At 65.0% G+C, this 12,154-nt stretch carries 5 protein-coding genes and 1 tRNA gene; 5 read left to right on the top strand and 1 reads right to left on the bottom strand.

Annotation, left to right across the window (positions count from 1 at the left end):
• Window positions 1–1,087 precede the first annotated feature (1,087 nt).
• The 3 genes from E2I15_RS07685 (at window position 1,088) to acuR (ending at window position 4,095) form a co-directional block, all read left to right on the top strand.
• A complete protein-coding gene (locus tag E2I15_RS07685) occupies window positions 1,088–1,606 on the top strand; it encodes a hypothetical protein (RefSeq protein ID WP_137481989.1) in 519 nt (172 codons plus the stop codon).
• A 140-nt stretch (window positions 1,607–1,746) separates the two neighbouring features.
• On the top strand, window positions 1,747–3,333 hold the full coding sequence (locus tag E2I15_RS07680; RefSeq protein WP_137481987.1) for an alpha/beta hydrolase domain-containing protein: 1,587 nt from the start codon (window positions 1,747–1,749) through the stop codon (window positions 3,331–3,333).
• Window positions 3,334–3,462: 129 nt separating this feature from the next.
• On the top strand, window positions 3,463–4,095 hold the full coding sequence (gene acuR, locus E2I15_RS07675) for an acrylate utilization transcriptional regulator AcuR (RefSeq protein WP_137481985.1): 633 nt from the start codon (window positions 3,463–3,465) through the stop codon (window positions 4,093–4,095).
• Window positions 4,096–4,286: 191 nt separating this feature from the next.
• Here the strand turns inward: acuR and E2I15_RS07670 are convergent.
• Window positions 4,287–4,363 (bottom strand) — tRNA-Arg (locus E2I15_RS07670).
• Between the two features lie 287 nt (window positions 4,364–4,650).
• Between E2I15_RS07670 and E2I15_RS07665 the strand changes: the two genes are divergently transcribed.
• Together E2I15_RS07665 and pbpC are read left to right on the top strand one after the other, a co-directional pair.
• Window positions 4,651–9,858, top strand: a complete 5,208-nt coding sequence (locus tag E2I15_RS07665; RefSeq protein WP_137481983.1) for an alpha-2-macroglobulin family protein — start codon at window positions 4,651–4,653, stop codon at window positions 9,856–9,858.
• A gap of 110 nt (window positions 9,859–9,968) precedes the next feature.
• Window positions 9,969–12,080, top strand: coding sequence for a penicillin-binding protein 1C (gene pbpC, locus E2I15_RS07660; RefSeq protein ID WP_137481981.1), 2,112 nt, complete (start codon window positions 9,969–9,971; stop codon window positions 12,078–12,080).
• Window positions 12,081–12,154: the final 74 nt, after the last annotated feature.

The raw sequence follows: 12,154 nt of genomic DNA, 5'->3' as shown, positions 1-12,154 counted from the left end.
CCCAATGACCGCGCGTGCGGGCTTCGGTTGTGGTTAAGAGAGCCTTAGAGATTGATTTGATTGCTGCCGACGGTCGACGTTCGCGAGCGAAACTACGCCGCCGGGCTCGAAATGCGTTGTCCCGGCGGCGCCCTGTTCCAATCTGAGTCCGCAATCCCAGTAATGTTTGTGTCTGCAAGACCGGCGCCAAGGTTCGAGCGCCCCCGTAGTCATACGGGACTGGCGTCCCGTGATGGACTGGTATTGGCGACTTGTGCGCTGGCACAGGTCCGATTGTCGGGGTGATCCGTGCGGCGAGGACGGCCGATCGCCAACGATGCTCCGCCCGATCAGATATGATGCTCGAGCTTCCGCATCTCCTGCAGGCGAGCCAGGCAGAAATCCCGATACAACTCGTTGATGAAATCCCACATGACCGAATCCCCTTGGTCCAATGTCGGGACACTACGCCGGGTTTGTTTCCGGCCGGCTTCGCGGCTCACACAAAATGGTTTCATTGAGGGGGAGGAGGGTGGCGATCCCGGCAGGATTCGAACCTGCAACCCTCGGAGTAGAAACAAATCGGGCGCCGCGGCGATTGTCGCGACAGCTCAAATCGTTAGCGCGCATCGTCCGTGCGGGCCGGTGATTTTTCCGGGGATCGGGCGCCGTGCCGCCATGCGATCTCCTCCTCGCAATCGGTATTGAGCTGCCGCGCCTGGCGCGCTGCCCATGCCCGGTCACACTCGCGGCGCGCGTCGCTCTAGCTGCAGCTCGCGCGTCCGCAGGTCAGGTGCCGTAGACGTCCTAAGACCTGATCCGCGCGTGGCACTCGCCTTCGTCGTTGACGTCGGGCATCGAGACGCCGCCTTCGCGGCAGGAAACGTGTCCCGACAAAGCGTCGTCAATAAAGAGTGATTCGCGAAATCGCTCGCAGCCAAGTACTAGACGATCGGTCTAATTTGATGGGTCTCGATAAAATGCAGTGATATCGGCTTGGCGGAGTTCGGTCGCTGCCGAGCGCTGACGGATTGATCGAGACATCTTCAACAAGCAACGTCCGCCGACTCCTTCGCGGTTGGCTGGTTTCCAACATGAGAGGTCACGTATGGTTCGCAAGATCGCGCTTGGAATGACGATCGCTCTCGCAATGGGCCTGACCGCTCCGGTGGCCATGGCCCAGCAGAAGCACCATGTCAGCTATGATACCCCGGCAACTCAGACGATATACACCCAACAACATATCATCGATGTTGGCGATATTCCGGGACATCAAGCTCGGCTCTTCGAAATTCAGCGGACCTATGGGAACGATGCCCCCCTCATCAACGGGTCGAAGTTGAAGGAGCAGTGGACGCGCGGGATGTCGGACTACATCGATAACAATGGTCCGGCCCTCATCTACAACGTCTGGATACTGGAGAATGGCGACAAGTTTTTTGTCAGGACATCTCTCGTCGCCCAAAGCAGTGGAGACGGGAAGCTTACAAACATGACATCAGGCGTCATTACGGGAGGCACAGGTAGCCTCGCCAGGATTCGTGGCATCATTAGCAGCCATGGGCCGTCCGAGCCGAAGGCCGGCGTCAATGCCAATCAGACCGACATCGACTATTGGATGGAGTGAGAAGGTCTTCGCGACAGGCGATGGACCGGTGAGAAATTGCCGGTCCATTATGTCCGTTTCCACGATGTCTCCCCCTGTGACGATATCTGGACAACGGTGACACCAAAAACGTCATGGCGATCAAGCCGGAAGGATTCCAAATGTTTCACCTGAACAGGCCCATCGTGTCGTTTCTGCTCTGCCTGCTCAGCCTCATCGCTGTGACGCGATCTGCGTCCGCGGAAGTCACCAAAATCGAATTCACCTCGAAGCAGCCGTACGGCACGTTTCGCACCGGCGACTATGTGATCTGGCAGGGCATGATCCATGGCGACCTGGCGCCGCAAGAGGCCATTCCGGGCATCGACAAGGCGGCGCGCAATGAACGCGGGCGCGTCGACTACGCGGCAAAAATCATTCTCATGATGCCGGCGGCTCTGCGCGCCGGCAACGGCGCATTGCTGGTGGATGTGCCCAACCGCGGTCGCGTCTACGCCGAGGCGCTCTACAACTCGCCGCGCGACGCGCCGTTTCTCTCCGGCACGCTGGAGCAGGGCACCGGCTTTCTCCAGGACCACGGTTTTGCGATCGCCGAGGTGCATTGGGAGCTCGGACAGGGCGCGGAGCTACCTTCGTTCGCCGACAGCGATGGCAAGACGCGCTACGTCGAGGGGGTAGGCTTTGCGATCGTGCGCGATGCGGCGGATTTCCTCGCGCACGCAGCCACTGACGCCGGAGGAACGCCGAACCCGCTCAACGGCGCTATCAGCCGCGTGCTCGCGAGCGGCAAATCCCAGGACGGACGCTTCCTGAAGACCTTTCTCTTGAACGGCTTCAACATGGTGGGCAACCGGCGCGTATTCGACGGCATGCATGTGTTCGTCTCGGCTGCCGGTCTTCTTCCGATCCTGCAGACCGGCCTTGGGCCGAAATCGAGCGGCGACGAGGCTCCCACCTTCGCCAACCCGGACTTTCCCGGCGTGAATGACGGGCCGCTCACGATCGGCGAGATCACCGCCAAGATCGCGGCGCGCGGCGAGGTGCCGCCGAAGATGATGCTGGTCAACTCGACCACGGATTACTACTCGCTGCGCGCTTCGCTCGGCCGCACCGGCGCGTCCGGTACCGCGGACCAGCCGCTCCCCGCCAATGTGCGTATGTACGATGTGGCCGGCGGCTCGCATGTGGTGGTTCCAAAGGCGCCCACGTGCACGCAATCGCCCGGCCGTCTCGATTGGGCTCCCTTGTCGCGGGCCTTGTTGCTGCATCTCGATGACTGGGTGAGCCGCAACGCCGAGCCGCCCGCCAGCGAACTGATGCCGCTCGATGCCGCGAGCGGCGATCCGCCCGCGCTGCGCGCACCGACCGCGCTTTCCGCTGCCGTGATCCAGGTGCCGAAGCGCGATCAGGACGGCAACGCGCTCGGCGGCGTCCGGCTGCCTGACATCGCGGTGCCGACCGGCACCAATGGCGGACAGAACCAGCCGCAGACATTCACCTGCATGCTGGTTGGATCCTTCTCGCCCTTCGCTGCGACGAAAGCGGAACGGGAACGCACGCCCGACACCCGTCCGTCGATCGAGGAGCGCTATCGCACCCGCGACGATTACGTGAACCGGATCCGCATCGCCGCGCAGGACCTCGTGACGCGCGGCCTCATGCTGCCGGAAGATGCCGCGGTGATCGTTCAGGAAGCCGCGTCGAGCAAACTGTTCGCACCCGCCCCAGCGAATGACGCGCCACGCTGAGGGACGACCGGGTCAGGTGCGCTATCTCGACGTAACTCAAGGCCGGACGTTTCAGGGGAGCAGGTCAATCCAAGCCGGCGCCGTCACCTGCTGCTTGCTCCCCTAGACGATCGGTCTATTATAATCTGCATGAGCAAGACGCTGCCTCTCCGCCGTCGCGGGCGACCGCCTAAAGAATTTGCCGGCTATAGCGCGACCCGTGACGCGCTTGTCCGTGCAGGTGTCGTCATGCTGACGGAGAAGGGCTATTCCGCGACGGGAATCGAGGAGGTCTTGCGTAGCGTCGACGTGCCGAAGGGGTCGTTCTACCACTACTTTCCGAGCAAGGAAGCATTTGGAGCGGAACTGATCGACAGCTACGCTTCCTATTTTTCGCGGAAGCTCGACAGCTTCTTCCTGAACGAGCAACACCCCCCGCTGGAGAGGCTGAGGGGTTTTACCGACGATGCTGCGTCTGCCATGAAGCGCTTCCGTTATACGCGCGGCTGTTTGGTCGGCAATCTTGGCCAGGAGATGGGCGCACTTCCGCAATCTTTTCGTCAGCAACTATTCGCTGTGTTCATCGACTGGCAGCAGCGCACGGCCAAGTGCTTGAGGTCTGCTCAAACCATGGGTGCGATCTCTTCCAGCCACGATTGCGATTGGCTTGCCGAATTCTTCTGGATCGGCTGGGAGGGCGCGGTCCTGCGCGCCAAACTCGAGCGCCGTTCCGAGCCGCTTCACTCCTTCTCGAAAGGTTTTTTCAAGCTCCTCAGTAAATGAGCCTTTTTGTCATCGTGTCGTTCAATATCAAACTATCGTTTCGCTGCGGAATTGGTTCGGGGATTTGGTGCAACATTTGGCGTCAAACAGCTGCATTGATCGGCATCTGTTCTACACAAAGCGTGAACTAGCTTTGCCCCGCAAACCAGCTAAAGGCCTTTGAAATCCAAGGAGTTTTCGCCTCTGAAATCTGGCGATCCCGGCAGGATTCGAACCTGCAACCCGCGGAGTAGAAATCCGCTACTCTATCCAGTTGAGCTACGGGACCGTGGCGGCCTTGTAGCACCGCCAATATGAAAAATCCGCCTTTCCGCCAAGTCCGTCCGAACCGATTTTTGTGGTCGAGCGACAAAGGCGAGCAGGGACCCGCCCTGCGTTGGCCTGACCAACCCGCCGGGCCGCACGACGCTGCCGCCGGGGGCTGGTCAAAGGAATGTCGGCAATGCGATCCGCGACGTTTTCGTCCGTTCATGTCCACGCCTTCACTCCGTCACCTTTTCGCGCACTTTTGGCCCCAACGCAGCGTTCGACCGCGGGGCGTTCAGGAGCTCCATCATGATCGGATTGGTTCGTGCCGCCACGATATGCGCCACGCTGGCGCTCGCCCTGGTGAGCGCCCAGGCCGCGGACAAGGCCTTCAAGCGCGACGATCTCGCCGATTCCGCGATCAAGCTGGAAGCCCAGATCAAGAGCGAGGCCGGCGCGGTCAACAAATCGCCCGCGACCCTGCGCACCGACGCCGACGCCGCCTTCAAGCGCAATGATTTCCGCGGCGGGCTGCAGATCCTCGGCCAGATCGCGGCGACCACGCCGGAGGACGGCGCCAACTGGCTGCGCCTCGCCAGGACGATCTTCCAGATCCGGTCGGCCAGCTCGAGCGAACAGACGTTCCTGATGGAGCGCGCCTCCACGGCCGCCTACATCGCCTATCAGCGCGCCGGCAATGCGGGCGAGGAGGCGGACGCGCTGGCCGTGCTCGGCAAAGCGCTTGCCGAGCGCAAGCTGTGGCGCCCGGCGCTGGACAGCTTGCGGCTGTCGCTCGACTTGCGCGAGGTCGCCGATGTCCGCGGCCAATACGAGAGGATGCGCGACGAGCACGGCTTCCGGCTGCTCGATTATACCGTCGATTCCGACGCGGCCTCGCCGCGGGCCTGCTTCCAGTTCTCCGAGGAGCTCGCCAAGCGCGTCGACTTCGCGCCGTATCTCGCGCTCGCCGGTACCGACAAGCCGGCCTTGTCGGCGGAAGGCCAGCAGCTCTGCGTCGACGGGCTGAAGCATGGCGAGCGTTACAACATCAATCTGCGCGCCGGCCTGCCTTCGACCGTCAAGGAGACCCTGCCGAAATCGGCCGAATTCAACATCTATGTCCGCGACCGCAAGCCGTTCGTGCGGTTCACCGGGCGGGCCTATGTGCTGCCGCGGACCGGACAGCGCGGTATCCCGGTGGTCAGCGTCAACACGCCGGCGGTCAAGGTCGACGTCTTCCGGATCGGCGACCGCAACCTGATCAACACGGTGATCGACAGCGACTTCCAGAGCACGTTGAGCCGCTACCAGCTCTCCGATCTCGGCGACCAGCGCGGCGTCAAGGTGTGGTCCGGCGAGCTTGCGACAGCGACCACGCTGAACCAGGACGTCGTCACGGCGTTTCCGGTCGACCAGGCGCTCGGCGACCTGCAGCCCGGTGTCTATGTCATGACCGCCGCGGCCAAGGGGCCGGGCACCGACGACGACGGCACGTTGGCGACGCAATGGTTCATCGTTTCGGACATGGGCCTGTCCGCCTTCTCCGGCAATGATGGTATTCACGTCTTCGTCAACTCGCTGGCTTCGACTGAGCCGGTCGCCAACGCCGACGTGAAGCTGGTCGCCCGCAACAACGAGATCCTGGCCACCCGCAAGACCGATGCCGCCGGCCATGTGCTGTTCGAGCAAGGCCTCGCCCGCGGCGAGGGCGGGTTGTCGCCGGCGCTGCTGACGGTCATGGGCGAGAAGGCCGACTACGCCTTCCTGAGCCTGAAGACCAATGCGTTCGACCTCACCGACCGCGGCGTCGCGGGCCGGGCGATCCCGGCCGGCGCGGACGCCTTCGTCTACGCCGAGCGTGGCGTCTACCGCTCCAACGAGACCGTCTATCTGACCGCGCTGTTGCGCGACGGGCAGGGCAACGCCCTGACCGGGACGCCGCTGACCATGGTGATCGAGCGCCCCGACGGCGTCGAATTCCGCCGCGCCGTGCTGCCCGACCAGGGCGCCGGCGGCCGGATGCTGGCGGTGGCGCTCAATTCGGCGGTGCCGACCGGCACCTGGCGCGCCCGTGTCTTTACCGATCCGAAGGGCTCGTCGGTCGGCGAGACCACCTTCATGGTCGAGGATTACATCCCCGAACGGGTCGAATTCGATTTGACCAGCAAGGAGAAGGTGATCAAAGCTGAAGTTCCAGTGGAACTTCAGGTCTCCGGTCACTTCCTCTACGGCGCGCCGGCCTCGGGCCTGCAGCTCGAGGGCGACATGCTGGTGGCGCCCGCGGCGAACGGCCGGCCAGGGTATGCCGGCTATCAGTTCGGCGTCGACGACGAGCAGACCGCGAGCAACGAGCGGACCCCGATCGAGGACCTGCCGGAGGCCGATGCCAACGGCGCGGCGACGTTCCCGGTGAAGCTCGAGAAGGTGCCGACCTCGACCCGGCCGCAGGAGGCCCAGATCTACATCCGCATGGCGGAGACCGGCGGACGTTCGGTGGAGCGCAAGATCGTGCTGCCGGTGGCCCCGGCGGCCTCGCTGATCGGCGTCAAGCCGCTGTTCGGCGACAAGAGCGTGGCCGAGGGCGACAAGGCCGAGTTCGATGTCGTGTTCGTCGCGCCCGACGGCAGGCAGCTGCCGCGCAACGGGCTGCGCTACGAGCTGTTGAAGCTGGAGTCGCGTTACCAGTGGTACCGGCAGAATTCGTCCTGGCAGTACGAGCCGGTCAAGTCGACCCGCCGCGTTGCCGATGGCGACGTCAATCTTGCCGCCGACAAGCCGATGCGCCTGACCTTCCAGCCTCAGCCCGGCCGCTACCGGCTCGACGTGAAATCGACCGACGCCGACGGCCCCGTCACCTCGGTGCAGTTCGACGTCGGCTGGTATTCCGACGGCAGCGCCGACACACCCGATCTGTTGGAAACCTCGATCGACAAGCCGGAATATGCCTCGGGCGACACGATGACCGTGTCGGTCAATGCGCGCACCGCCGGCAAGCTGACGGTCTATGTGCTTGGCGATCGCCTGCTGACCACCCAAAGCGTCGACGTCACGGAGGGCACCCAGCAGGTCAGGCTCCCCGTCGGCAAGGACTGGGGCACCGGCGCCTATGTCATGACGACGCTGCGCCGCCCGCTCGATGTCGCCGCCGGGCGCATGCCCGGCCGCGCGATCGGGCTGAAATGGTTCGGCATCGACAAGAAGGCGCGCACGCTTGCCGTCGAGCTGACGCCGCCCGCCTTGGTGCGGCCGGGCTCGACATTGAAGATCCCGGTCAAGCTCGGCGGGCTCAATCCCGGCGAGGACGCCAAGGTGGTGCTCGCAGCGGTCGATGTCGGCATCCTCAATTTGACCAATTACAAGCCGCCGGCGCCGGACGACTACTATCTCGGCCAGCGCCGCCTGACCGCCGAGATCCGCGACCTCTACGGCCAGCTGATCGACGGCATGCAGGGCGCCCGCGGCCAGATCCGCAGCGGCGGCGACTCCGCCGGCGCCGAACTGCAGGGCTCGCCGCCAACGCAGAAGCCGCTCGCGCTCTATTCCGGCATCGTTACGGTCGGGCCTGACGGGACTGCCGAGGTGAGCTTCGACATCCCGGAATTTGCCGGCACCGCGCGGGTGATGGCGGTGGCGTGGAGCGCAACCAAGGTTGGCTGCGCCAATGTCGACGTGATCGTGCGCGATCCCGTGGTGGTGACCGCGACATTGCCGCGCTTCCTGCTGACCGGTGACAAGGGCACCATCAGCATGGATATCGACAATGTCGAAGGTGCAGCCGGCAACTATGCCATCAGCGTCAAGGCAAGCGGCCCGATCAAGGCTTCGGGCAATTCGGCCACGACGGTGAAGCTCGCCGCCAAGCAGCGCTCCTCGCTGTCGCTGGGCCTCGAGGCCGGCGGCGCCGGACGTGCCGAGTTCGACGTCGACATCTCCGGGCCGGACGGGCTGACGCTGGCGCGGCATTATGCGCTCGACGTCAAGCCGGCGACGCAAGTGCTGGCGCGCCGCTCGATCCGCACGCTGGCGAAGGGCGAGAGCCTGACACTGACCTCGGACATGTTCTCCGATCTCGTGCCGGGCACCGGCAGCGTGTCGGTCTCGGCGAGCCTGTCGACCGCGCTCGATGCCGCGAGCATTCTGAAGGCGCTCGACCGCTATCCCTATGGCTGCTCCGAGCAGATCACGAGCCGTGCGCTGCCGTTGCTCTATGTCAATGATCTCGCCGCCGGCGCCCATCTCGCGATGGACTCCGCGGTCGACCAGCGCATCCGTGACGCGATCGAACGGCTCCTCGCTCGACAGGGGTCCAACGGCTCGTTTGGCCTGTGGTCGGCGGGCGGCGATGACGCCTGGCTCGATGCCTACGTCACCGACTTCCTGACCCGAGCTCGCGAAAAGGGCTTTGCGGTGCCGGACGTGCTGTTCAAGAACGCGCTCGATCGCGTCAGGAACTCGGTGGTCAATGCCAACGAGCCGGAGAAGGACGGCGGCCGCGATCTGGCTTACGGCCTCTACGTGCTCGCGCGCAACGGCGCGGCGCCGATCGGTGATCTGCGCTATCTCGCCGACACCAAGCTGAACAATCTGGCGACGCCGATCTCCAAGGCGCAGCTTGCCGCGGCGCTGGCGCTGGTCGGCGACAAGGCGAGGGCCGAGCGGGTCTATGGTGCCGCGCTCGATGCGCTGAACCCGAAACCCGTGATCGAGTTCGGCCGGGTCGACTACGGCTCGGCGCTGCGCGATGCGGCGGCGCTGGTCTCGCTCGCGGGCGAGGGCAATGCACCGCGCACCACGCTGACGCAGGCCGTGCTGCGGGTCGAGGCGGCGCGCGGACTGTCGCCCTACACCTCGACGCAGGAAAATGCGTGGATGGTGCTGGCGGCGCGTGCGCTCGCCAAGGAGACGCTGGCCCTCGACATCAACGGCCAGCCGGTCAAGACCGCGGTCTATCGCAGCTACAAGGCCGAGGAGATGACCGGCCAACCGCTCAGGATCACCAATACCGGAGACGCACCGGTGCAGGCCGTGATCTCGGTGTCGGGCTCGCCGGTCACGCCGGAGCCGGCGGCCTCCAACGGCTTCAAGATCGAGCGCAGCTATTTCACGCTCGACGGCAAGCCGGCCGATGTCAGCAAGGCGAAACAGAATGACCGCTTCGCGGTTGTCCTGAAGGTCACGGAAGCAAAACCGGAGTTTGGGCACATCATGGTGGCCGACTATCTGCCGGCCGGGCTCGAGATCGACAACCCGAACCTGGTGTCATCGGGGGATTCCGGCACGCTCGCGTGGATCGAGGACGGCGTCGAGCCGAAGAACACCGAGTTCCGCGATGACCGCTTCACGGCGGCGATCGACCGGGGCGCCAACGACAAATCGGTGTTCACGGTCGCCTATGTCGTGCGCGCGGTGTCGCCGGGCAAATATGTGCTGCCGCAGGCCTATGTCGAGGACATGTACAATCCCTCGCGCTACGGCCGCAGCGGCACCGGCGCGGTTGAGGTGAAGCCGGCGAAATGAACAGGGATGCGCGCCGCAAACTCTTCTCGTCATGGCCGGGCCAAAGCGCGAAGCGCGTCTTCGCGCAGATGACCGGGCCATCCATAGGCGCGTTCACGCGAACGAAGGATGTGGATGCCCGGGTCAAGCCCGGGCATGACAAGCGCAGTGGGCGGCTGGCGCTTCGCCTCGTTGCACCAATGGCGGTCATGCTCATCGCGATCACCGGCGCATTGGCCGCCTGGGTGGTGTCGCTCGGGCCGTTGCCGCTCGACAAGGCCCAGCAGGTCTCGACCACGGTGATCGATCGCAACGGCAAGCTGTTGCGCGCCTATGCGATGGCGGACGGGCGCTGGCGGCTGCCGGTCGACGCGAAGACATCAGTCGATCCCACCTATCTGAAGCTCTTGTTCGCCTATGAGGACAAGCGCTTCTATGAGCATCACGGCATCGATCCGCTGGCGCTGTCGCGCGCCGCATTCCAACTGCTCACGAGCGGCCATATCGTCTCGGGCGGTTCGACGATCACGATGCAGCTGGCGCGGCTGATCGAGCCGCGCCACCAGCGCTCGGTCTACGCAAAGCTGCGGCAGATGGTGCGCGCGGTCGAACTGGAGCGGCAGCTCTCGAAAGACCAGATCCTCGATCTCTATCTTGCGCTGGCGCCGTTCGGCGGCAATCTCGAGGGCATCCGCGCCGCCTCGATCGCCTATTTCGGCAAGGAGCCGAAGCGGCTGTCGCTCGCCGAAGCGGCGCTGCTGGTGGCGCTGCCGCAATCGCCGGAGCGGCGGCGGCTCGATCGTTACCCGGACGCGGCCCACGCCGCGCGCGACCGCGTGCTCGAGCGCATGGTCGAGGATGGCGTGGTGTCGAAGGACGATGCCGCGCAGGCCACGGCGACGGCGGTGCCGAAGATGCGCAAGCAGATCCCGATCCTGGCGCCGCATTCGTCCGATCAGGCGATCGCGACGATGAAGGGTGCGCCCGTCATCAGGCTGACGCTCGACGCCACGCTGCAACGGAACCTGGAGGCGCTGGCGCGCGACCGCGCCATCGCGCAGGGGCCTGACGTCTCGGTTGCGATCGTCGTGGTCGACAATGAGACGGGCGACGTGCTCGCGCGCGTCGGCTCGGCGGATTATTTCGACGAGCGGCGGGCCGGCCAGGTCGACATGACGCGCGCGGTGCGCTCGCCGGGCTCGACCTTGAAGCCGTTCATCTATGGACTTGCCTTCGAGGACGGCTTCGTCCATCCCGACAGCCTGATCGAGGATCGGCCGATCCGCTTCGGCACCTACGCGCCGGAAAATTTCGACATGACGTTCCAGGGCACGGTGCCGATCCGCAAGGCGCTGCAATTGTCGCTGAACGTGCCGGCGATCGCGCTGCTCGACCGCGTCGGTGCCAGCCGGCTGTCGTCGCGGCTGAAGCAGGCCGGCACCAGTCTCGTGCTGCCGAAGGACGAGGCGCCGGGCCTTGCGATGGGTCTCGGCGGTGTCGGCATCACGTTGCAGGATCTCGCCCAGCTCTATTCCGGCCTGGCGCGGCTCGGCGCCACCAAGCCGCTGCGCGAGATCATGCAGGCCAATGACGGTCGCGACACGATGCGGCTGATGGATCAGGCTGCGGCCTGGCAGGTCGGCAACGTCCTGCTCGGCACGCCGCCGCCGGAGAACGGCGTGCACAACCGGATCGCGTTCAAGACCGGCACCAGCTACGGCTATCGCGATGCCTGGTCGGTCGGTTTCGACGGCCGCGTCACGATCGGCGTCTGGGTCGGCCGTCCGGACGGCGCGCCGGTGCCGGGTCTGGTCGGCCGTACGGCCGCTGCGCCGATCCTGTTCGATGCCTTTGCGCGCACCGGCAAAATCCCGGCGGCATTGCCGAAGCCGCCACGCGGCGTTCTGGTCGCCTCCAACGCGAAATTGCCGCCGCCGCTGCGCCGCTTCCGGCCGCTGGGCGAACTGGTCCGTAGCGGCAACGACCAGGCTCCGCACATCCAGTTTCCGCTGAACGGCTCGCGCATCGACGTCGATCAATCCGAGGGCGGCCGCAATGCCGCGCTGCCGGTCAAGGTTGCCGGCGGGGTGCTGCCGCTGACGGTGCTCGTGAATGGTGTCTCAGCCGGGGACATCGACAGCCGGCGCCAGCGCCTGATCGACCCGCCGGGGCCGGGCTTCGCCCGGCTCACCGTGATCGACGCCACGGGCGCCGCGGATACCGTTGTGATCCGCGTGCAATGATCGCGCGGGAAAGCGGACCGGCACGGTCGGAAAGCGGAACAGCACGGTTGTTTGCGCTGCGGTTTCATCGTATG

Source organism: Bradyrhizobium sp. BR2003, assembly GCF_009720285.1.
In the GTDB taxonomy this organism is placed as follows: domain Bacteria; phylum Pseudomonadota; class Alphaproteobacteria; order Rhizobiales; family Xanthobacteraceae; genus Bradyrhizobium; species Bradyrhizobium elkanii.
Note: the sequence above shows the minus strand (reverse complement) of the source record. Positions and strands in the feature narration are given on the sequence as shown.

Excerpts from the sequence above, each read along its gene's own strand:
- E2I15_RS07685 (WP_137481989.1), top strand. The coding sequence starts at position 1,088 with ATGGTTCGCAAGATCGCGCTTGGAATGACGATCGCTCTCGCAATGGGC.
- E2I15_RS07680 (WP_137481987.1), top strand. The coding sequence starts at position 1,747 with ATGTTTCACCTGAACAGGCCCATCGTGTCGTTTCTGCTCTGCCTGCTC.
- acuR (WP_137481985.1), top strand. The coding sequence starts at position 3,463 with ATGAGCAAGACGCTGCCTCTCCGCCGTCGCGGGCGACCGCCTAAAGAA.
- E2I15_RS07665 (WP_137481983.1), top strand. The coding sequence starts at position 4,651 with ATGATCGGATTGGTTCGTGCCGCCACGATATGCGCCACGCTGGCGCTC.